Here is a 20,378-nt window from a genome sequence, read left to right on the forward strand (position 1 = left end):
CCGGCGCCCGCTTCTTTTTTTTTTACCCCCCCGGCGCAACCGGGGGGGGGCACCGCCGCGGCCGGGGGCGGGGATTCCCGCCGCCGGCCCTCTCAGGGGTGCTGCTCAGCCGGTCACTTGCACTTCTTGCCGGAGTTGATGCAGCTGACCATGGTGTTCATCAGGTTCTCGTCGAAGACGTTGATGAAGTCGTCGTGGTCGGTGCTCGGCTTGTGCAGCTGTTCCGGGAATCCGTCGACCGCGTAGGCGTTGACGACCTCCCCGTTCTCGATGGTCGGCGCCGGGATGTCGTACACCAGACGCATCGTCAGCTGCGGGATCGCCTTGAAGCCGTTGGCGCAGTTGCCGTTGGCATCGGCGAAGGCCACGTGGGTGCGGTGGTTGGCGCTGTCGACGTTCTGCCCGTCCCAGCAGCTCTGGAAGGCGAACGTACGGACCACGCTGCTGCCCTCGGGGCAGATCGGGTACTGCTCGGTGAGCTGCACCTTGTTCTCGAAGCCGGTGCAGCTCCAGTGCGCGTTGGCGTTGGCCAGACCGTTGGTCGTGGTCTTCGCGTCACCGGTGATGATCCGCAGGAACTTCGGCATCGCGACGACCTTGCTGCGCGCGTTGCCGACGAACTTGATGTCCGCCTGCGCGGCCTGCTGGATGGCGCCGACGTTGCCTTCCTTGCCACCGCCGTCGTTGTTCTGGTCGAAGTCCTGCGTACCGTCCTGGATCCGGATGACCGGCCAGTAGTACGACGACTTGTCACCGGCGTTGGTGCAGCTCGTGTCGGCCGCGGCGAAGGTGTCGTTGTTGGCGAAGGCGTCGTTCGACTGGTTGCCGACGTAGTCGTGCAGGTGGTGCGCGCCGTTGGTGACACCGGGCGCCACGATCACGTTGTCGGTGTTGAAGTTCTTGTTCTCGTTCACACCGCAGGTGCTCGTGAAGGTGCCGGAGGAACCGCCGCGCCGGGTGCGGGCCTTGGTCGACCTCGTCTTCTTCACGTTCGGCTGGACCGTCGTGATGTCCACGAAGTCGGCTGCGACGGGGCCGTTGCCGGCCTGGCCGCCGTTGCCCTGCTCCTGACCGCCGTCGTCGCCCTGGTCCTGACCGTCACCGTTCTGGTCCTGACCGTCGTTGTTCTGGTCCTGGCCGTCGCCGTTCTGGTCCTGACCGTCGCCCTCACCGTCGTTGGTCTGCGGCTGCTCGGCGGGGATGCCCGTGCAGCCGGCGAGGCCGTCCAGCGAGCCCGGGGCGGTCTGGCCGGCCCGAGTGAAGTTGATCTTGATGCGGTCGATCACCGCGGCCCGCTTCTCCTTCAGCGGTCCGAGGATCGAGTTCTGGACGAAGCTGGCGTCCTTGGTGGCCGCGTCGCGCGTCGCGGCGAGCCGTGCGTACGCCTCGGTGATCTGCTTGTCCAGATTCGCCAGCTCCCTGTCGACGCCGGAACGTGCCTTCGACGGCACGTCGGTCAACTGCTGGCCGACGTCCGGGCACTTGATCGTCGCCACCTGGGCGGCGGCCGCCCTGGTGTTGTTGCGCGCCGAGTTCTCCTCGTGCGCGGAAGCGTAGAAATTCGCCCAGACAAGCCCGCCCCCGCCGACGGCCAGTGCCGCGGAGGCGGCTATGGCGCGGACGGCCAGTGGCGAACGTCGTTTTCGTGTGTTGCGTCCCATGGAACTCCTCTGACTTCCTTGCGGGGCAGCGAGGCGCCCGACAGGAGTGAAGCGGCGCCATCCCATACGCAGGGGGCGCACGAGGCGTTCAGAAACCCGGGAAAATCTTAGAAGTTCATGAGGCCAATTCCGGCACAATGGGCCCGAAGGCCCATGTATCACCGGCACTTGATCTAGGCTTCCAGGTTTGAACCCGATTCAGTCGCGGATTACTGACCCGGATTCAACAGTGCCGCGCCGGATTCAGCGGGCGCCCTGATCGAGATAGGCGAGGACGGCGAGGACGCGCCGGTTGTCGTCGTCGGAGATCTCCAGATCCAGTTTGCCGAAGATATTCGACGTGTGTTTCGCGATGGCCCGTTCCGTTACCACCAATTGGCCCGCGATGGCCGCGTTCGACCGGCCCTGCGCCATCAATTCCAGTACTTCCAGCTCGCGCGGGGTCAGCCGGCCCAGCGGCCGGTCGGCCGAGGAGCGGCGCGCCAGCAACTGCTGGATCACCTGCGGGTCCATGGCCGTACCGCCCGCCGCCACCCGGCGTACCGCGTCGACGAACTGCTCCGCGTCGAAGACCCGGTCCTTGAGCAGATAGCCGACTCCGCCCGCCCCGTCGGCCAGCAACTCCCGCGCGTACAACTGCTCCACGTGCTGCGACAGCACGAGCACCGGCAGCCCGGGTCTGTCCCGGCGGGCCTGGAGCGCGCACTGCAACCCTTCGTCCGTGTGCGAGGGCGGCAGCCGTACGTCGACCACCGCGACGTCCGGCGCCTGCTCGGCCAGCGCCCGGGTCAGCTCGGGCCCGCTCTCCACGGCGGCGGCGATCTCGAAGTCGTAGGCCTCCAGCAGCCGGACCAGTCCGTCGCGCAGCAGGAACAGGTCCTCGGCTAGGACAACTCGCACGGGATCTCCATCGTGACCATGGTGGGACCGCCCGCGGGGCTGCTGACGGCCAGGACGCCGTCGAATGTACCCAGCCGCCGCTCCACCCCGGCCAGCCCCGAGCCCGCCCCGACGACCGCGCCGCCCCCGCCGTTGTCCGTGACCGCGATCCGCAGCATGCCGTCCGCGTGGTGGACGTCCACCCACAGCCGGTCGGCGCCGGAGTGCTTGACCGCGTTGGTCAGCACCTCGCTGACCGCGAAGTACGCGGCCGACTCCACGGGCGCGTCCGCCCGCCCGGACAGCTCGACCGTCACCTCGCCCTCCAGCGGCAGCCGCAGCGCCAGCGCCCGTACGGCGTCCCCGAGTCCGCGCTCGGCGAGCACCGGCGGGTGGATGCCGCGCACCAGGTCGCGCAGTTCGGTGAGGGCGTCGGCGGACGACCTGCGGGCCTGGGCGAGCAGCTCCCTGGCCTTCGCCGGGTCCTTCTCGACCAGCGCCTCGATGGTCCCCAGGTCCATGCCCATCGCGACCAGCCGGGCCTGCGCCCCGTCGTGCAGGTCCCGCTCGATGCGCCGCAGTTCGGCCGCCGAGGTGTCCACGGCGTCCCGCCGGGTCTCGGTGAGCTGCTCCACCCGGCGGGTCAGCTCCCGCTCCGCGGCCGGGGCGAGCTGCGAGCGGGCGATCCGGAAGTGGGTGCGGATCAGCAGCGGTCCGGTGAACAGGGCGACGGTGATCCACACGCAGCCGAGCGCGGCGGCCAGCAGTGCCGTGCCCTGCCCGGCGACCGGGACGAACGCGTACCAGTAGGTGCCGATGGCGCCGGTGACCGGCTCCCACAGGCCCAGCGCGAGCAGGACCCCGAAGACCCCCTCGGCCAGCAGCCCGGGCACCAGCACGGCGACGGTGGCGCCCGCCAGCGTGTCCACCGTCAGCCACCGCAGGTCCCGCCAGGTCGCCGGGTCCCGCAGCAGGGCCCGGCAGCGGCGCGCCTGTCCGATGAGACCGCCCTCGGCACCGGGCGGGAACGGCGCGTACCGGGCGGGGATCCGTACTTCCGACCACCCGGCGGCCAGCGACCGCCGCCCGTTCGCGTAGGCACGCACCCGCAGCAGCAGGTACGGGGTCGTCAGCACGCCGATCCCCAGCGGGATGAAGGCGATCGACAGCCAGGCGAACACGGACAGCACGATCGACGCCGTGTACCCCATCAACGACAGGGCCAGCCCCTGTGCCCCCGCGACCAGCGCCGCCCGTACCCTCGCCATCGCCCCGTCCATGCCCCATCCCCTCTCGTGACGGGCACAAGTGTGCCCGTACGCAGGGGGGTCGGTCAGGGTGGACGGCCCCCCGAAGGGGGTGGAGACAGGTACACCCCGTGCTCGTCCCGGACGGCCGAGGCGTCTTCACGCGCCCTGCGCGCCGAGGCCCAGCACCTTCGCCTCCACCGCCGGGTCGAGGCCCACCGCCGGCCGGTCGGGGCGCCGCGGCGCGCCGCCGCCGAGCGTCCCGAGCCAGCTCCAGGTGTCGGCGACGGTCTCCGCCACCGGACGGCAGCGCAGCCCGGCCGCCACCGCCCGGGAGACGTCCGCACTGTGCAGCCCGGCATGCAGGTCGCTGTCCGGCGGCACCCACACCGGCAGCTGGGTCCAGGGCGCTATGCCCGCGCCGAGGATCACCTCAGGGTCGGTCCACCGCAGCTCGGCGTCGCCGCCCGTGGCCCGTACGCACGCGTCGAGCAGTTCCCCGGTCGTCGTGTGCCCCTGCGGCGACATCAGGTTGTACGCCCCGCTCAGCCCCTGCCGTGCCGCCCCGAGGATCCACTCGGCCAGGTCACGGACGTCGACGTACTGGAGCGGCAGCCCGCGCGGGCCCGGCGCGAGGACGGGACCGCCGCGCGCCACCCGCGTCAGCCACCACGGCAGCCGCCCGATGTTCTCGTACGGCCCGAGGAGCAGCCCGCAGCGCACGAGCAGCGAGCCGCCGTCGCCGAACGCCCCGGCGGCGGCGAGTTCACCGCCCCGCTTGTCGCGCGCGTAGTCGGTGAGGTCCGCGTCCGCGGACGCGTCCGGCACGAGCGGCGCGTCCTCGTCGTACCCGGCGGCCGGCGGCCACGCGTACACCGAGCAGCTCGACACGTACACGTACCGTCCGGCCCGCCCCGCGAGCAGCCGGGCGGTGTCGCGGACCGCCCGCGGGGCCCCCGACCAGGTGTCCACGACGGCGTCCCAGGTGCCCTCGGCGAGCGCCGCGAGGCCCTCCGGGGTGGTGCGGTCGCCGCGCAACGCCGTGACGCCCGCGGGCGGTTCGTGCCGGCCCCGGTGGAAGACGGTCACGTCCCAGCCCGCCGCGAGCGCCGCCTCGGCGACCGCGCGCCCCGCGAACTCCGTGCCGCCCAGTATCAGAAGTCTCATACCGGCGACTCTGCCCCGGCGGGCGGCCCCGCGGAACGGTTCTCTGCTGACAGGAGAGAACCGCGCCCGCTGCCTTGCGCCGGGACCGGGGCCGGGGCCGGGGCCGGGTCAGTGTCCGGCCGGCGGCGCGTACTTGTAGCCCACCCGCCGCACGGTCTGGATCGCCTCCCGGTGCTCCGCGCCGAGCTTGCGGCGCAGCCGGGCGATGTGGACGTCCACCGTGCGCCCGTCGCCCACGTGCCCGTAGCCCCACACCGTGGTGACCAACTGGTCCCGGGTGTGCACCCGGTGCGGATGCGCGACGAGATGGGCGAGCAGCTCGAACTCCAGGTACGTCAGCTCGAGCGGCCGCCCGTCGACCCGGGCGGTGCGCTGCACGGGGTCGATGCGCACCAGCGGCGCGGCCCCCTCGTCCGCGCCCTCGGGGTCCGGCACCTCGGCCGGCAGCGGGGGCTGCTGACCGGCCTGGCCGGCCGGGACCAGGACGAGGTAGCCGACCATCGGCGGCCGGCCGGGCAGCGTGGGCAGGGTGTGCTGGGGTGCGGGCAGCCAGGTGGCGCCCGGCGGCAGGAGCGCCGTGACGTCGGAGACCGGGCCGTGCGGCGCGGCCGTTGCGGCGGCCGGGGACCAGGTGTCGTCCCGGTCGACGGCACGCAGCCGGTGCCGTGCGCTGCCGGGGGAGGCGGGGGTGAGGGTGCCGGCGGTCGAGACGGAGCGGGAGTTCGCCATGAGGGTCAGCTCTTTCGCGCGAGGAGTCGTCGTGTGGAGTCGACGGCCGCCAGTTCCTGGTCGGGCTCGTCGGAGACGTACGTCGTGCGCGCTGGCCGAAGGCCGGGGGTGTACGGCTTTAGAGGGCCCGCGCGTTCCTCGCGCGGCGACACACCCGGTCGAAGTCGTGGTGCTGGCGGGAAGGCCAGAAGGGCTCCAGATCGGGACGCCCCGTCGCGGTGCACCTCTGGAAGCCGACCATGCCCCCATTGAAGCAGACACCCGTGCCCCACAGGAGATCCCGCCCGGACCTTCTCGGCAGGTGATACGGGGCGGGGGCGCGGGGTGCGGGTGGGCGGGGCGGTGTGCGGGGCTGGGCGCGGCATGTGGGCGGGCGGCGCGGCGTGCGGGACGGCGGGGTGGCGTGCGGGACGGCGGGGTGGCGTGCGTGCCGACCGGCGCGGGGTCGGTGCCGGCCGGCTTCGGGGCCGTGCGGCGGGACCGGCGCTGATCCGGCACGGGACAGTGCCGGCCCGCCATGGTTCCCGTGCCGACCGGCGCGGGGTCGGTGCCGGCTTTCCGCAGGACCGGTGCCGGCCCGGGGCGGGATCGGTGCCGATTCGCTAAGGGTGCCGCTCCGGCTCGGGACCGGCGTCGGCCCGCCACGGGACCGGTGCTGATCCGGCACGGGACAGTGCCGGCCCGCCATGGGTCCCGTGCCGACCGGCGCGGGGTCGGTGCCGGCTTTCCGCAGGACCGGTGCCGGCCCGGGGCGGGATCGGTGCCCGTTCGCTAAGGGTGCCGCCCCGCCATGGGGCCGGTGCCGACCAGCGCGCGACAGGATGCTGACCGGGGCAGGACCAGTGCCGCCCCGGCTCGGGACCGGCGTCGGCCCGCCGCGGGACCGGTGCCGACCGGTGTGGGGCGGCACCGGCCGGTACCGGATCCGGGCCGCGGGCCGCCGGTCCGTGCCTCAGCCCGTCAGGCGCTTGCGCCAGTCCAGGTCCGTCACCTCGATCGCGCGGTCGGGGGAGCCGTCCCAACTGGTGGACAGGCCCGCGGCGGTGAGCGCGGTGACGACCGCCTGGCCGACCTCCGCCGTGCGCTCCTCGGGCCGGTCGGGGGCGTCCCAGCTGCCGTAGTACAGGGAGAGGCCGTGACCCGCGGCGGCGCTCTCCGTGCACTGCCGGTGGAAGAAGACGAAGCCGCGGGCCCCGGCGTCCGCGCACTCCGCGCCGATCTCCGCCATCCCGCAGCCGCGGCAGCAGGCGAAGTCCTCACGGGCCGTGATGCCGTCCGCGTCCAACGCCTCGAAGGCTTGCGTCAGGCGCTCGGGATCGGTCGTACCGGTCCAGGACTCCTGCTCGGCGACGCGCTCCACCCACAGCCGGTCCACCAGTCGCCGGGCCTGCGCCTTGGTCACCAGCGGCTCGTCGTCCTCGTCGCGCAGATCGGCGGCGGCCTCGCTCAGCGTCTTGCGATCCGCGTACCCGCAGCGCAGCAGTTCCCGGACGCGCGCCTCGGTCTGCTCCCGGGCCTCCCGCGGCGGTTCGGGCACCTCCTCGGGGGCGGGCAGGTCCACCGGCTCCCAGACCAGACCCGCGTCCCAGCCGTCCTCCTGCCGGGCCCAGGCCGTCATGGCCCGCACCACGGGCCCCGGCTCGGCCAGATTCGTCCCGTGCATCGGCGCACCGGCGCGGTGTTCGAGGCGGTAGTCCCCGTCCCCCTCGTGCCACACCTGGACGAACACGTCCGGGAGGTCCGGTATCCGGTTCACCACCAGATACCGGTCGCGCTCGCCGCCGATCCGCTCCACCAGTTCGGCGAGGACCGCGGCCGGAATCCGGGTGTGCGTCTGCCAGTTCTCGGTCTCGACCTTGACGGCCAGCGGTTCGTCCGGCGTTCGTTCGCTCAGCATGGGCCAAGACTGGCACGCACCACTGACAGCGCGAGGGGCGCCCGCGCACGACGCGAGGGGCGCCCACCATGCCGGTGGGCGCCCCTCGGACCGTCGCGGAAGCGGATCAGACCTGGCCGGCCTTCTCCAGCGCGGAGCAGCACGTGTCGACGAGCAGCCGCGTCACGACGTACGGGTCGACGTTGGCGTTCGGACGGCGGTCCTCGATGTAGCCCTTGCCGTCCTTCTCGACCTGCCACGGGATACGGACCGAGGCGCCGCGGTCGGAGACGCCGTAGCTGTACTCGTTCCACGGGGCGGTCTCGTGCAGGCCCGTCAGACGGTCGTCGATGCCCGCGCCGTAGTTCTTGACGTGGTCCAGCGGCTTGGAGCCCTCACCGAGCGACTCGGCCGCGGTGATGATCGCGTCGTAGCCCTCGCGCATCGCCTTGGTGGAGAAGTTGGTGTGCGCGCCCGCGCCGTTCCAGTCGCCCTTCACCGGCTTCGGGTCGAGCGTCGCGGAGACCTTGAAGTCCTCGGCGGTGCGGTAGAGCAGCCAGCGGGCCACCCAGAGCTGGTCGGAGACCTCCAGCGGGGACAGCGGGCCGACCTGGAACTCCCACTGGCCGGGCATGACCTCGGCGTTGATGCCGGAGATGCCGAGCCCCGCCTTCAGGCAGTTCTCCAGGTGCGCCTCGACGATGTCACGGCCGAAGATCTCGTCCGCGCCGACGCCGCAGTAGTAGCCGCCCTGCGGGGCCGGGAAGCCGCCCACGGGGAAGCCGAGCGGGCGCTCGCCGTCGAAGAAGGTGTACTCCTGCTCGATGCCGAAGATCGGCTCCTGCGCGGCGAACTTCTCCGCGACCTCGGCCAGCGCGGCCCGGGTGTTGGACTCGTGCGGCGTCATGTCGATGTTCAGGACCTCGCAGAGCACGAGGACGTCGTCGCCGCCGCGGATCGGGTCCGGGTAGGAGGCGACCGGCTTGAGCACGCGGTCCGAGGAATGACCCTTGGCCTGGTTGGTCGAGGACCCGTCGAAGCCCCAGATCGGCAGCTCGGCGCCCTTGGCGTCGTCGGCGAGGATCTTGGTCTTCGAACGCAGCTTGGCCGTCGGCTCGGTGCCGTCGATCCAGATGTACTCAGCCTTGAAGGTCACGGGCCACATCCTTCGGGTGGGTCTGCACGCACCCTCGCGGGTGCTGCGGCGCTGCGGCACTGGGGCGCCGCGTATCTGCCGGGCAGCTTGTCAACGCGCGATTTCCCGGCCATTGCCCGAATGTGAACCCCGTGTTACCTGGCGCTCGTGTGGCCGGAGTCACCCGGTGAGGCCCCGGCAGTCATCCGGTGCGGCCACGGAGCCGGATGGGAGCCGCGGCCGCCGTGCGGCTCGTATGCGATGGGTTTGCGTGCCCCGCGCGGTGGCCGGGGTCAGCTGACCTTCTCGATCCTGGCCTTGCGGATCAGGAACTTGCCGGGCTCGCGGACCTGCTCGAACGCCGCGTCGTTCAGCAGGACGCAGCTTCCGGAGACCGAGGTGACCTCCACCGTCGTCGACTTCCCGTTGTCCAGATTGGTCACCTTCAGCTTCGTACCGGCCGGGAACCGGTTGCTGGACGCGGCCGGGGCACCCGCCTCGCCGGAGAGCGTGACGGTCGAACCGGCGCAGACCTGCTCACCGGCGGCGGCACCGCTCGCGCCCGTGCCCGCGCCCGGGTCGTCGGCGGAGCCGGTCGCCACGGGCGCGCTCGTCGCCGGCCTGGCGGCCCCGGTGGCCTGGGAACCCTGCCCGGCCTGCGAGTCCTGCCCGGCCTGCGAGTCCTGCCCGGCCTGCGAGTCCTGCCCGGCCTGGGAGTTCTGGGAGTCCTGAGCCGACTCCCCGACCTCGCAGCCGGACGCCTCCTGCTTGCGCTCGATCTCCGCGACGACCGCCTCGCGGTTGGCGATCCGGGCCTCCGACAGCGCGTCGGGGGAGGCCCGCTGGGCCTCGATGAACCGCTGGTTGTTGTTGAGGGCGGTGGCCAGGCCCTGGCAGACCGTCGAGGTCCGCGCGTTCTGCACCGGCGCCGCGTTCGAGACGGCCGCCAGGGCGAAGGCCCCGCCGCCGGCCACGACCGCGGCACCGGCCAGCAGCGCGAGCTTCTTCCTGGCGCCGAGCGTTCTTCTGCGCGACATGCGCGCCTCCTGGGTGAGGGGGGTGCGTACGCCGCTATGTACGGGATACCGAACGGGGCTGCTCAACGGGTGACGGGTGTGGCGCGAGTGACCTGGACCACAGAGAACCGGGGCGGAGCCGGGACGGTCACCGGGGAGCCGGAGCCGGAGCCGGAGCCCGTGCCGGGACGGTCACCGGAGAGCCGGAGCCGGAGCCGGAGCCGGAGCCCGTGCCGGGACGGTCACCGGCGAGCCGGAGCCGGAGCCCGTTCCGCCGTGCTCACCGCGACAGCGCGTCCCGTACCGCCTCCTCCGTCCGCGCCACCACCGCGGTGCCGTCGTCCGCGGTGATGATGGGCCGCTGGATCAGCTTCGGGTGCTCCGACAGCGCCTTGATCCACCGGTCCCGGGAGCCCTCGTCCCGCGCCCAGTCCTTGAGCCCCAGCTCCTTGGCCGCGGCCTCCTGGGTGCGGGTGATGTCCCACGGTTCGAGGCCGAGGCGTGCCAGTACGGCTCGGATCTCGTCCTCGGTGGGCACGTCCTCCAGGTAGCGGCGCACGGTGTACTCGGCGCCCTCCGCGTCGAGCAGGCCAACGGCGCTGCGGCACTTCGAACAGGCCGGATTGATCCAGATCTCCATGCCCGCAACGATATCGCCGAACACCCTTTTCCCAGGCGTCACCGAGGCCCCAAAGCCCGTCTGGCCAGGGGCTTTTGTCAGTGGTGGACGGTAGAATAGAAGCAGTGTTCGAGGGTGCCACCGGAGGTTCCGGAAGGGTCCCCGACCGCGACAGGAGGATGCCCGTGCCCGCTGCCGCACTCAAGCCGAAGCCCACCCAGTCCACCGCCAAGAGGGCGGTGCCGCTCGACCTGCCGTACGCCCCCGTCGACAAGCGCCCGCTCCCCGCGGGACGCCCCCGCGACTGGTACGTCACGCACAACCGCCGGCTCAAGGCCATGCGGCTGGCGATCGCCCTCCTCGACTCCGGTGTCTACGTGCCGAACCAGGCCCGCGACGAGACCATCCGCAGCACCGCCGTACAGATCGGCGTGCACCCGCCGTCCGACACCACCTGCCACATGGTCCGCGCGCTGATGCGGTACTCCCGCTGACGCGGTAGTCCCGCAGGGCCGCGCGTCACCAGGCGCCCGCCGCCCGGACGCCCCGCCCACCGCGGGGCGTCCGGGCGGACCGCATACGCCGATCGCATGTGCCGCCGCCCCTCCGTCCGGCGCAAGCGGTCTACACCCGCCACCGAACGCGCTGGTCAACGGTGCGTTTCACACCGCGGGCGCGGGCTAGGCTCTACCCGTGAGCGCCGAACGCGTCGTTCCCGGCCAGTACGCGGTGGTGGCGGTCGCCTCCTCCGCGGGCGGCGTCCACGCGCTCATCTCCCTGCTCGGCGGTCTGGGCCAGGATTTCCCCGTACCGGTGCTCGTCGTCCAGCACCTCGACCCCCGCCACCGCACCGTGATCGCCGACGTCCTGGCCCGCCGTACGGCCATGGACGTGAAGCTCGCGGAGACCGAGGACCGGGTCGCGCCCGGCACGGTCTACATCGCCCCGCCCGACCGGCACCTGCTGGTCGACCCGTCCGGTGCGCTCGCCCTGAGCAACAGCAGACTGGTCCACTTCGTCCGCCCCTCGGCCGATCTGCTCTTCGAGTCGGTGGCCGGCGCCTACGCGGAACGGGCGATCGCCTGCGTGCTCAGCGGCTCGGGCAGCGACGGGGCGATGGGCGTGGACGCCGTCAAATCCCGAGGCGGTACCGTCATCGCGCAGGATCCGGCGACCGCCCAGTTCCGGGGCATGCCGGATGCGGCGGTGGCGACGGGGTCGGTGGACTTCGTGCTACCTCTGGAAGAGATTCCCGCTGTGATCCGGGCACTGGTCGGGACTAGTAGTGATGGATGAGGCAGAGATGAGCAAGGACCAGGACGTCGAGACCGACGAGGAACTGGAGGAACTCCTCGGTTTCCTGCGTGACGCCCGAGGGTTCGACTTCACCGGCTACAAGCGTTCCACGCTCGGCCGCCGGATCCGCAAGCGCATGGCGGACGTGGACGTGGATTCGTACGCGGACTACCGCGACCGCCTCGAGGCCGACGCCGACGAATTCAGCGCACTGTTCAACACCATCCTGATCAACGTCACCTCGGTCTTCCGCGACCCCGAGGCCTGGCCCTTCCTCCAGCGCGAGGTGATCCCGGAACTGCTCGCGCAGGTCGCCCCCGACGAGGAGATCCGGGTCTGGAGCGCCGGCTGCTCCAGCGGCGAGGAGGCGTACTCGCTGGCCATCATGTTCGCCGAGAGCATCGGTCTGGAAGAGACCATCAACCGGGTGAAGATCTACGGCACCGACGTCGACGAGGAGGCGCTGCGCGAGGCGCGCTCCGGGCTCTATCCGGCGAAAGCGCTCGAACCGCTCGCCCAGGACCTCCGCGAGCGGTACTTCGAGCAGAACGGCGCCAAGTTCAGCTTCCGCAACGACCTGCGCCGCCGGGTCATCTTCGGCCGCCACGACATCACCCGCGACGCCCCGATCTCCCGCCTCGACCTGCTCGTCTGCCGCAACACGCTGATGTACTTCAACGTCGAGGCGCAGCGGCAGATCATCGACCGGTTCCACTTCGCGCTGCGCGAGGGCGGCTTCCTCTTCCTGGGCAAGGCGGAGATGCTGCTCAACGACTCCGACCGGTTCAGCGTGGTCAGCATGCGGCAGCGGTTCTTCCGCCGCCGCCCCGGCAGCTCGGCCACTCCCTACCAGCTCACCTCGGTGAAGATCAGGCAGGGCGCCGGTGCCGAGGTGCGCAGCGTCGCGCACACCCGGCAACTCCGCGACCTGATCCTGGACGCGGCGCCGCAGCCGACCCTGGCCGTCGACTCCGACGGCATCGTCGTCCTCATCAACAACCAGGCCCGCTCCCAGTTCGGCCTGACCGCCGGGGACCTCGGGCGGCCCTTCCAGGACCTGGAGATCTCCTACCGGCCGCTGGAGCTGCGCTCGCTGATAGAGCAGGCCACGCACGAGCGCCGCACGCTGCGCGTCAACGGCACCGAACGCCGCACGCCCGAGGAGGTCCAGTACTACGACATCCTCATCCAGCCGCTGCTCGGCCCGAACGGCGTGCCCGCCGTCACCAGCATCACCTTCGCCGACGTCACGGTGGCCACCCAGCTCAAGTCCGAGGTCAAGCGCGTACGCGAGGACCTGGAGACCGCGTACGAGGAGCTCCAGTCCACGAACGAGGAGCTGGAGACCACCAACGAGGAACTCCAGTCCAGCATCGAGGAGCTGGAGACCACCAACGAGGAACTCCAGTCCACGAACGAGGAGCTGGAGACCACCAACGAGGAACTCCAGTCCGGCAACGAGGAACTGGAGACGATGAACGAGGAGATGCGGGTCCGCACCGACGAGCTGGACCTGACCCGCGCCTTCCTCGAGTCCGTCCTGTCCAGCATGGGCGCGGGCGTCGTCGTCCTCGACCCCGCACTGCGGGTCAGGAGCTGGAACAGCGGAGCGGTGGACCTGTGGGGCCTGCGCTCGGAGGAGGTCCTCGGCCAGCCGTTCTTCGAGCTGGACTTCGGGCTGCCCACGGAGCCGCTGCGCGACACGGTGCAGAAGGTCCTCGACACCGGCAGACGCGGTGCCCCGCTGTACGTGGCGGCCGTCAGCAGGCTCGGCAAATCCATGAAGTGCGCCGTGCTGTGCAGCCCCTTCGACGGTGACGAGGGCGGGGTCGTGCTGCTGATGGAAGAGAGCCGGAACCCGGGTCTCAGCTGAACCGCCGAGCGTACGATATGGGCATGAACCCGGAGGGCGGTCCGCCGGACTCGGCGTCGACGGCGCAGCACCGCGCCGCCCTCGCACGGCGACGTGCGGACCAGGAACTGAAGGCCGCCGCCCGGCAGGAGCGGCTGGCCGAACGGACCGGTCTCGAACTGTACGCACGCCTGGCACGGCTGCACCACAGTTCGGCTGCCTGCCACCGCACCGCGGCAGAGCTCCAGGACGCCTACGCGCGGCAACTCGCCTCCTGGGAGGGCGGACAGGGGGCGCAGCCGCACTTCATGACCGGGGTCGCCGAGGTCTGCGGCACCCGCAGCGCGGCCCTGTCCCTGATCGGTCTCGACCAGCGGCAGCTCGCCGTGGCCGCCTCGGACGACCAGGCCTGGGCCGCCCAGGAGCTGGAGTTCGTGCTCGGCGAGGGGCCGGCCAGAGAGGCGGCGGTGCACCGCCGCCCGGTCTCGGCCTCGGGCACGCTGCTGGACGAGCGCTGGCCCGGCTACGGGTCCGGCCTCGCCGAACTGGGCATCGACGAAGTGGTCGCCGTACCCCTGAGCCTGGGCGACAACTGCGTGGGATCCCTCGCCCTGTTCGACCCGCGCCCCGGCTCCGGCGACCCCGTCTTCACCGAGGTGGCCGACGCCCTCACCCGCACCGTGGTGCTCGGCCCCGAGGCCGACGCGGGCCTGTACGGGAACGCGGACCTCCGCGTCGTCGTGCACCAGGCGTCCGGCATGGTCTCGGTGCAGGCCGACATCACCATCGACAACGCCCTCGAGCTGATCAAGGCCCGGGCCTTCAGCGAGGGCCGGGCCGTCCACGACGTGGCGATGCTCATCGTGCGAGGGGAACTGCGCCTCGGCTGAGACGGGGGAAGACACATCGGACCGGAGGGAGGACACTGCTGGCATACGGGCCGCACACATGACAACGGCATAGCGCGATGGCACGACGAAGTACCAGCGACGGGGGGACTGGCTCCGAGTGAACGACATCCGAGAGGTGGAGGAAACCTCATGACCACGCCCATGCCGCAGCAGCGGCTGGCGCAGGCGTTCGTCCAACTGGCCGGCAGTTCCGTCACCGAGCCCTCCGACCGGTCCGGGCTGCTCGGCACGCTCGCGAGCCAGGGCCCGGCACTCCTCGGCAGCAACGCGGCGACCGTGCTGTACGTGCCGGACGGCAGGTCGCCGGCCCAACTGACCGGTACGGACGAGAAGCCGCTGCTCCTGGAGCAGGAGGCCGTGGAGCGGCGCGAGGGCCCGGCCCACGAGGCGTACACCGGGGGCCGGCCCGTCCGGGACTGCCACCTCGAGAGCTCCGAGACCGAGCAGCGCTGGCCGCAGTACGCACCGCGCGCCGTCGGCCTCGGCTATCGGCGGGTCGCCGCACTGCCCATGCCGATCGGCCTCGGCCACCAGGAGACGCTGGGCGCCCTGGTTCTGCTGCGCCGCGACGACGACCCCTTCCCCGCCGATGTGCTGACCCTGGCCCAGTCACTCGCCGACGCCGCCGGCTGCGCGCTGGCCCGGCACCGCGAGATGGCCGAGAGCCGTGCCCTGGCCGACCAACTGGGGCACGCGCTGACCAGCCGGGTGGTGATCGAACAGGCCAAGGGGGTGCTCGCCGCGCGCCTCTCGGTCACGGTCGACGAGGCGTTCGCGCTGCTGCGGCGGCATGCGCGCTCCAAGCAGCGCCGGCTGTCTGAGGTGGCGCGCGAAGTGGTCGACGGGCGGCTGGAACTGGGCGACGGCTGAGTCCCGGCGCCCCGCGCCCCGTGCCCGGCCATGACGGAGACCGGGTGCGGAGCCTCGTGGTGCCCGGATCCGTCCGGTGACCGGACGGCATAAATACGGATGCGCGCGCCCGCGGCGCCTCCCTACCGTGGACACGCGTACCCAGCTGTCGAGCAACCGCCCGATGCCGGACAGGTTCCGGGCGGCGCGCTCGGGGCTACTCTTACGCACCGGCGGACGCGCCCCTCAGCGCGCTGTCGGACTGTCCGCCACGGCCCGAGTACCTCATGTCCCAAGGAGTCCCGTCATGGGCACCTTGATCTTCACCGTCACCCTGATCCTGGTCGTCCTCGGTTTCTCGAACCACGTCCTGTGGCTGGCCGCGATCGGCCTGCTCTTCCTCTACATCCGCTACGGCACCGGCAGGGGGAACACATCGGCCGCGTCCGGCACACCGGCCTCGTCCGGAGCCGCGGGAGGAGGCGCGGGGCGCATGGACTCCAGCTACCGCGCCTATCGCGATCGCCGCGACCGGCAGGCCAAGTGGGAGCGCCGCTACCGCCGCGAGCGCCCGTGGGAGGCGCGCCGCCAGGAGCGCCAGAAGAACAGCTAGGGCCCGGTGTCCCGACGCTGACCACGACGGAGCCCCGTCACCGCAGGGAAGCGGTGACGGGGCTCCATCCAGGTCGGGCAGGGGTCGGCTCACACGTCGAAGTAGAGCTCGAACTCGTGCGGGTGCGGGCGGAGCTGGAGCGGGGCGATCTCGTTCGAGCGCTTGTAGTCGATCCACGTCTCGATCAGGTCGGACGTGAACACGTCGCCCTGGAGCAGGAACTCGTGGTCGGACTCGAGGGAGTCGAGGACGGCCGGGAGCGAGGTCGGGACCTGCGGGACGCCCGCGTGCTCCTCGGGGGCCAGCTCGTAGAGGTCCTTGTCGATCGGCTCGGCCGGCTCGATCTTGTTCTTGATGCCGTCGAGACCGGCGAGCAGCAGCGCCGAGAAGGCCAGGTACGGGTTGCCGGAGGAGTCGGGCGCGCGGAACTCGACGCGCTTGGCCTTCGGGTTGGAGCCCGTGATCGGGATGCGCATGGCCGCGGAGCGGTTGCGCTGCGAGTAGACCAGGTTCACCGGCGCCTCGAAGCCCGGCACCAGACGGTGGTACGAGTTCACCGTCGGGTTGGTGAAGGCCAGCAGCGACGGGGCGTGCTTGAGGATGCCGCCGATGTAGTAGCGGGCGGTGTCCGACAGGCCCGCGTAGCCGGCCTCGTCGTAGAACAGCGGGTCGCCGTTGGCCCACAGCGACTGGTGGACGTGCATGCCCGAGCCGTTGTCACCGAAGATCGGCTTCGGCATGAAGGTCGCGGTCTTGCCGTTGCGCCAGGCGACGTTCTTCACGATGTACTTGAAGAGCTGGAGGTCGTCGGCCGCGGCGAGCAGCGTGTTGAACTTGTAGTTGATCTCGGCCTGGCCGGCCGTGCCCACCTCGTGGTGCTGGCGCTCGATCTGCAGACCGGACCGCTCCAGCTCCAGGGAGATCTCGGCGCGCAGGTCGGCGAAGTGGTCGACCGGCGGGGCCGGGAAGTAACCGCCCTTGTAGCGGACCTTGTAACCCCGGTTGTCCTCAAGGGCGCCGGTGTTCCAGGCGCCCGCCTCGGAGTCGATGTGGTAGTACGACTCGTTCTCGGCGGTCTTGAAGCGCACGGAGTCGAACACGTAGAACTCGGCCTCGGGGCCGAAGAACGCGGTGTCGGCGATGCCGGTGGAGGCGAGGTAGGTCTCGGCCTTCTTCGCCACGTTGCGCGGGTCGCGGGAGTACTGCTCGCCCGTGATCGGGTCGTGGATGAAGAAGTTGATGTTGACCGTCTTGTCGCGGCGGAAGGGGTCGACGCGCGCGGTGGACAGGTCGGCGCGGAGCGCCATGTCGGACTCGTGGATGGCCTGGAAGCCGCGGATGGAGGAACCGTCGAACGCCAGCTCCTCGGCCGGGTCGAAGGTCGCAGCCGGCACCGTGAAGTGCTGCATCACGCCCGGCAGGTCGCAGAAGCGGACGTCGATGAACTTGACATCCTCGTCCGCGATGAACTTCTTGGCGTCGTCGGCGTTCTGGAACATCCAGCTCCTCCTACTCCCTGCCACTGCGGACCGGGGTGGTAGTTCGTTCGTGCGGCCAGTGCGGTGGCACACGCGTGACCCGACCATAGGGACGGGGGATTTCTCAAGCGTGACCCATTTGTTTCGCCGAAGTTAACCGGCCCGGGTCCACGCGCGGTCCCGGCGGACCCCGAGCGGACCGGTACCCCTACGGTCGCAGTACCGTGGACGGGTGGACAACAGGCAAGCAATCGGATCGTGGCTCTCGGGCCCCCGCGCGGCGGCGGAGGAAGCCGGTGCCGACTTCGGATACCGGGGGGAGCAGCTCGGTCTGCCGGAGCAGGGGCCGGGTTCGATCGCCCGCCCGGGACGCCGGATCGGCGCCCTCGCCGTCGACTGGGCCCTGTGCCTGCTGATCGCATACGGGCTGCTCACCGACGGCTACAACCAGGCGACGGGCAACTGGGCGCTCCTCATCTTCTTCGTCCTGAGCGTCCTGACCGTCGGCACCGTGGGCTTCACCCCGGGCAAGCGCCTGTTCGGCCTGCGTGTCGTTTCCGACGGCGGCGGCCGCGCCAACCCGCTGCGCGTCCTGGTCCGTACGGTGCTGCTGTGCGTGGCGGTGCCCGCCCTGGTCTGGGACCGCGACGGCCGGGGCCTGCACGACCGCCTCGCCCGCACGATCGAGGTCAGGATCTGACCGGAGCGACGGACATGTGAGAGGGGCCCGGAACCGATCGGTTCCGGGCCCCTCTCACATGTCCGGCAGGTGTGGACTAGCGGCCCTTCGGACCGCCCCGCGGCATCCGCATCCCCTTGGGCATCGGGCCCTTCGGCAGCGGCATGTTGCTCATCAGGTCGCCCAGCGCGCGCAGCCGGTCGTTGGTGGCCGTCACCTGCGGACCGGTCAGCACCCTGGGGTACTTCAGCATGGTGGTGCGCAGCTTCTTCAGCTCGACCTGGCCCTCGCCGGTGCCCACCACCACGTCGTGCACGGGCACGTCCGTGACGATCCGGGCCATCTTGCGCTTCTCGGCGGCGAGCAGGGTCTTCACCCGGTTCGGGTTGCCCTCGGCGACCAGCACGATGCCCGCCTTGCCCACGGCGCGGTGCACCACGTCCTGGTTGCGGTTCATCGCCACGGCCGGTGTCGTCGTCCAGCCCCGGCCGACATTGTCGAGCACCGCCGCGGCGGCGCCGGGCTGGCCCTCCATCTGCCCGAAGGCGGCACGCTCGGCCCGGCGTCCGAAGACGATCGCCGACGCGAGGAAGGCGAGCAGGAGACCGAGAATGCCGAGATAGACCGGGTGACCGATCAAGAAACCGATCGCGAGGAAGACACCGAGGGTGACGATTCCGACAGCCGCGAGCACAAGACCGATCTTGGAATCGGCCTTGCGGGTCATCTTGTAGGTCAGGGCGATCTGCTTGAGTCGCCCGGGGTTCGCAGCGTCCGCTGCGGTTTCCTTCCTCGCCATGCCATGAAGTCTACGTGGCCCGCGAAGCGCCGACGACGGCGGTGCCGTGCAGTGGCCCCGGGGCCCGGTCCTACGACAGACGGGTGCCGGTGCCGGCCTGTTCGAGGACCCGCTGCGCCTCGACCCGGTCCTTGGCCCGGCGGCGGTCCTCGAGCACGGAGGTCCAGGCGTTGCGGCGGGCCGTGCGCTGTCCACCGCTCATGAGCAGCGACTCGACGGCACGCAGTGCATCGGTGAACGACGGGATGGCGTTGGCGCGGACGGGCGCGGCCTGCATGGTGGAGGTCCCCCCTCGGGATCAACACGGAAGCGATGACTCAGGTGCGGTCTCTACGTGGCGTAGGACCACGGTCACTGATTGGTGTTACCAGGGCGTGACCGAGCGGTCAAACGCCCGTGAAGCCTTGATGTGCCGGGCCCGAAGAGCGGCACGGCCCCGGGAAACGCCCCTATCTGCGGGGACGGCCGGGACCGCGCCGTATCGGCCACTACCGGGCGGTAGTCACTTGTGCGCGGATTCACACGCGTCACATGGCACTGAGTGCCGACGCACGTCCGGCCGCGGGGTCAGACCGCCTGCGAGGCGACGTACGCGCCGCGCTTCTCGATCGCCATCTGGTAGAGGCGCCCGGCGCGGTAGGAGGAGCGGACCAGGGGGCCCGACATGACGCCGGAGAAGCCGATCTGCTCGGCCTCCTCCTTCAGCTCCACGAACTCGTTCGGCTTCACCCAGCGCTCGACGGGGTGGTGCCGCACCGACGGGCGCAGGTACTGCGTGATGGTCACCAGCTCGCAGCCCGCGTCGTGCAGCTGGCGCAGCGCCTCGCTGATCTCCTCGCGGGTCTCGCCCATGCCGAGGATCAGGTTCGACTTCGTCACCAGGCCGTAGTCGCGGGCCTCGGTGATGACCTTCAGGGAGCGCTCGTAGCGGAAGCCGGGGCGGATCCGCTTGAAGATCCGCGGGACCGTCTCGACGTTGTGCGCGAAGACCTCGGGGCGGGAGGCGAAGACCTCCTGGAGCAGCTCCGGGACGGCGTTGAAGTCCGGGGCGAGCAGCTCGACCTTGGTCCGGCCGTCCGCGCGCTCCGCGGTCTGCTGGTGGATCTGGCGCACGGTCTCGGCGTACAGCCAGGCGCCGCCGTCCGCCAGGTCGTCGCGGGCGACGCCGGTGATCGTGGCGTAGTTCAGGTCCATCGTGACGACGGACTCGCCGACGCGGCGCGGCTCGTCACGGTCGAGCGCCTCGGGCTTGCCGGTGTCGATCTGGCAGAAGTCGCAGCGCCGGGTGCACTGGTCGCCGCCGATGAGGAAGGTCGCCTCGCGGTCCTCCCAGCACTCGTAGATGTTGGGACAGCCCGCTTCCTGGCAGACCGTGTGCAGCCCCTCGCTCTTCACGAGGTTCTGCATCTTCGTGTACTCGGGGCCCATTTTCGCCCGGGTCTTGATCCACTCGGGCTTGCGCTCGATGGGGGTCTGGCTGTTCCGGACCTCCAGGCGCAGCATCTTGCGTCCGTCGGGTGCGACTGCGGACACGTCCGGCTCCCTACAACTTCGATTCGTCGGCGTCCACCA

20 protein-coding genes are annotated in these 20,378 nt (G+C 71.2%); 7 read left to right on the top strand and 13 right to left on the bottom strand.

What is annotated here, in order from left to right; all coding sequences use genetic code 11:
- Positions 1-113: 113 nt before the first annotated feature.
- The 9 genes from ACFV6E_RS25400 to ACFV6E_RS25440 all read right to left on the bottom strand — a co-directional run bounded on the left by ACFV6E_RS25400 (position 114) and on the right by ACFV6E_RS25440 (position 10,350).
- A complete protein-coding gene (locus tag ACFV6E_RS25400) occupies positions 114-1,661 on the bottom strand; it encodes a DUF1996 domain-containing protein (protein ID WP_385172814.1) in 1,548 nt (515 codons plus the stop codon).
- A gap of 243 nt (positions 1,662-1,904) precedes the next feature.
- The gene (locus tag ACFV6E_RS25405) at positions 1,905-2,561 is read right to left on the bottom strand and encodes a response regulator (protein ID WP_385464848.1); all 657 of its coding nucleotides are present in this window, start codon (positions 2,559-2,561) and stop codon (positions 1,905-1,907) included.
- On the bottom strand, positions 2,546-3,820 hold the full coding sequence (locus ACFV6E_RS25410; protein WP_385464850.1) for a sensor histidine kinase: 1,275 nt from the start codon (positions 3,818-3,820) through the stop codon (positions 2,546-2,548). Before ACFV6E_RS25410 ends, ACFV6E_RS25405 begins: the two co-directional genes overlap by 16 nt.
- 126 nt (positions 3,821-3,946) lie before the next feature.
- Entirely contained in the window at positions 3,947-4,954 is a 1,008-nt protein-coding gene (locus tag ACFV6E_RS25415) for an NAD-dependent epimerase/dehydratase family protein (protein ID WP_385464853.1), read from the bottom strand.
- A gap of 108 nt (positions 4,955-5,062) precedes the next feature.
- A complete protein-coding gene (locus ACFV6E_RS25420) occupies positions 5,063-5,683 on the bottom strand; it encodes a winged helix-turn-helix domain-containing protein (RefSeq protein WP_385172805.1) in 621 nt (206 codons plus the stop codon).
- A gap of 952 nt (positions 5,684-6,635) precedes the next feature.
- Positions 6,636-7,580, bottom strand: a complete 945-nt coding sequence (locus tag ACFV6E_RS25425; protein ID WP_385464856.1) for a DUF6891 domain-containing protein — start codon at positions 7,578-7,580, stop codon at positions 6,636-6,638.
- Between the two features lie 106 nt (positions 7,581-7,686).
- Complete coding sequence (glnII, locus tag ACFV6E_RS25430) at positions 7,687-8,715, bottom strand: glutamine synthetase (RefSeq protein WP_385172799.1); 1,029 nt, start codon at positions 8,713-8,715, stop codon at positions 7,687-7,689.
- A 272-nt stretch (positions 8,716-8,987) separates the two neighbouring features.
- Positions 8,988-9,731: a hypothetical protein gene (locus tag ACFV6E_RS25435; protein ID WP_385464859.1), complete on the bottom strand. Its 744-nt coding sequence runs from the start codon at positions 9,729-9,731 to the stop codon at positions 8,988-8,990.
- Positions 9,732-9,990: 259 nt separating this feature from the next.
- Positions 9,991-10,350: an arsenate reductase family protein gene (locus ACFV6E_RS25440; protein ID WP_385172793.1), complete on the bottom strand. Its 360-nt coding sequence runs from the start codon at positions 10,348-10,350 to the stop codon at positions 9,991-9,993.
- Between the two features lie 164 nt (positions 10,351-10,514).
- Here ACFV6E_RS25440 and ACFV6E_RS25445 point away from each other — a divergent pair, with 164 nt between their 5' ends.
- The 6 genes from ACFV6E_RS25445 to ACFV6E_RS25470 all read left to right on the top strand — a co-directional run bounded on the left by ACFV6E_RS25445 (position 10,515) and on the right by ACFV6E_RS25470 (position 15,850).
- The gene (locus ACFV6E_RS25445; RefSeq protein WP_385172791.1) at positions 10,515-10,823 is read left to right on the top strand and encodes a hypothetical protein; all 309 of its coding nucleotides are present in this window, start codon (positions 10,515-10,517) and stop codon (positions 10,821-10,823) included.
- Positions 10,824-11,022: 199 nt separating this feature from the next.
- Complete coding sequence (locus tag ACFV6E_RS25450; RefSeq protein WP_385172788.1) at positions 11,023-11,625, top strand: chemotaxis protein CheB; 603 nt, start codon at positions 11,023-11,025, stop codon at positions 11,623-11,625.
- A gap of 7 nt (positions 11,626-11,632) precedes the next feature.
- The gene (locus ACFV6E_RS25455) at positions 11,633-13,498 is read left to right on the top strand and encodes a CheR family methyltransferase (protein ID WP_385172786.1); all 1,866 of its coding nucleotides are present in this window, start codon (positions 11,633-11,635) and stop codon (positions 13,496-13,498) included.
- 23 nt (positions 13,499-13,521) lie between these two features.
- Positions 13,522-14,367 carry a GAF and ANTAR domain-containing protein gene (locus ACFV6E_RS25460; protein WP_385172783.1) on the top strand — a complete coding sequence of 282 codons (846 nt, stop codon included), beginning with the start codon at positions 13,522-13,524 and terminating at the stop codon, positions 14,365-14,367.
- A 150-nt stretch (positions 14,368-14,517) separates the two neighbouring features.
- Positions 14,518-15,258 (top strand): ANTAR domain-containing protein, encoded by a 741-nt coding sequence (locus ACFV6E_RS25465; RefSeq protein WP_385464862.1) that lies wholly within the window; start codon positions 14,518-14,520, stop codon positions 15,256-15,258.
- A 286-nt stretch (positions 15,259-15,544) separates the two neighbouring features.
- Complete coding sequence (locus ACFV6E_RS25470; protein ID WP_385172777.1) at positions 15,545-15,850, top strand: hypothetical protein; 306 nt, start codon at positions 15,545-15,547, stop codon at positions 15,848-15,850.
- 89 nt (positions 15,851-15,939) lie between these two features.
- Here the strand turns inward: ACFV6E_RS25470 and glnA are convergent, their stop codons facing one another.
- On the bottom strand, positions 15,940-17,349 hold the full coding sequence (glnA, locus tag ACFV6E_RS25475; RefSeq protein ID WP_385172774.1) for a type I glutamate--ammonia ligase: 1,410 nt from the start codon (positions 17,347-17,349) through the stop codon (positions 15,940-15,942).
- 211 nt (positions 17,350-17,560) lie between these two features.
- Here glnA and ACFV6E_RS25480 point away from each other — a divergent pair, with 211 nt between their 5' ends.
- Positions 17,561-18,028 (top strand): RDD family protein, encoded by a 468-nt coding sequence (locus tag ACFV6E_RS25480; RefSeq protein WP_385172772.1) that lies wholly within the window; start codon positions 17,561-17,563, stop codon positions 18,026-18,028.
- A 76-nt stretch (positions 18,029-18,104) separates the two neighbouring features.
- On the opposite strand, the gene ACFV6E_RS25485 is transcribed toward ACFV6E_RS25480, so the two are convergent.
- From ACFV6E_RS25485 to lipA, 3 genes are all read right to left on the bottom strand, one after another.
- Positions 18,105-18,806 (bottom strand): DUF4191 domain-containing protein, encoded by a 702-nt coding sequence (locus tag ACFV6E_RS25485; RefSeq protein WP_385173869.1) that lies wholly within the window; start codon positions 18,804-18,806, stop codon positions 18,105-18,107.
- A 70-nt stretch (positions 18,807-18,876) separates the two neighbouring features.
- On the bottom strand, positions 18,877-19,083 hold the full coding sequence (locus tag ACFV6E_RS25490) for a hypothetical protein (protein ID WP_385173871.1): 207 nt from the start codon (positions 19,081-19,083) through the stop codon (positions 18,877-18,879).
- Positions 19,084-19,373: 290 nt separating this feature from the next.
- Entirely contained in the window at positions 19,374-20,339 is a 966-nt protein-coding gene (lipA, locus tag ACFV6E_RS25495) for a lipoyl synthase (RefSeq protein ID WP_385464865.1), read from the bottom strand.
- Between the last annotated feature and the right edge of the window lie 39 nt (positions 20,340-20,378).

The sequence above is a fragment of the Streptomyces sp. NPDC059785 genome (assembly GCF_042732375.1).
Classification (GTDB): domain Bacteria; phylum Actinomycetota; class Actinomycetes; order Streptomycetales; family Streptomycetaceae; genus Streptomyces.

Excerpts from the sequence above, each read along its gene's own strand:
- ACFV6E_RS25410 (WP_385464850.1), bottom strand. The coding sequence starts at position 3,820 with ATGGACGGGGCGATGGCGAGGGTACGGGCGGCGCTGGTCGCGGGGGCA.
- ACFV6E_RS25465 (WP_385464862.1), top strand. The coding sequence starts at position 14,518 with ATGACCACGCCCATGCCGCAGCAGCGGCTGGCGCAGGCGTTCGTCCAA.
- ACFV6E_RS25470 (WP_385172777.1), top strand. The coding sequence starts at position 15,545 with ATGGGCACCTTGATCTTCACCGTCACCCTGATCCTGGTCGTCCTCGGT.
- ACFV6E_RS25420 (WP_385172805.1), bottom strand. The coding sequence starts at position 5,683 with ATGGCGAACTCCCGCTCCGTCTCGACCGCCGGCACCCTCACCCCCGCC.
- ACFV6E_RS25415 (WP_385464853.1), bottom strand. The coding sequence starts at position 4,954 with ATGAGACTTCTGATACTGGGCGGCACGGAGTTCGCGGGGCGCGCGGTC.
- ACFV6E_RS25400 (WP_385172814.1), bottom strand. The coding sequence starts at position 1,661 with ATGGGACGCAACACACGAAAACGACGTTCGCCACTGGCCGTCCGCGCC.
- ACFV6E_RS25435 (WP_385464859.1), bottom strand. The coding sequence starts at position 9,731 with ATGTCGCGCAGAAGAACGCTCGGCGCCAGGAAGAAGCTCGCGCTGCTG.
- glnA (WP_385172774.1), bottom strand. The coding sequence starts at position 17,349 with ATGTTCCAGAACGCCGACGACGCCAAGAAGTTCATCGCGGACGAGGAT.
- ACFV6E_RS25485 (WP_385173869.1), bottom strand. The coding sequence starts at position 18,806 with ATGGCGAGGAAGGAAACCGCAGCGGACGCTGCGAACCCCGGGCGACTC.
- ACFV6E_RS25455 (WP_385172786.1), top strand. The coding sequence starts at position 11,633 with ATGAGCAAGGACCAGGACGTCGAGACCGACGAGGAACTGGAGGAACTC.
- ACFV6E_RS25460 (WP_385172783.1), top strand. The coding sequence starts at position 13,522 with ATGAACCCGGAGGGCGGTCCGCCGGACTCGGCGTCGACGGCGCAGCAC.
- ACFV6E_RS25440 (WP_385172793.1), bottom strand. The coding sequence starts at position 10,350 with ATGGAGATCTGGATCAATCCGGCCTGTTCGAAGTGCCGCAGCGCCGTT.
- ACFV6E_RS25490 (WP_385173871.1), bottom strand. The coding sequence starts at position 19,083 with ATGCAGGCCGCGCCCGTCCGCGCCAACGCCATCCCGTCGTTCACCGAT.
- ACFV6E_RS25425 (WP_385464856.1), bottom strand. The coding sequence starts at position 7,580 with ATGCTGAGCGAACGAACGCCGGACGAACCGCTGGCCGTCAAGGTCGAG.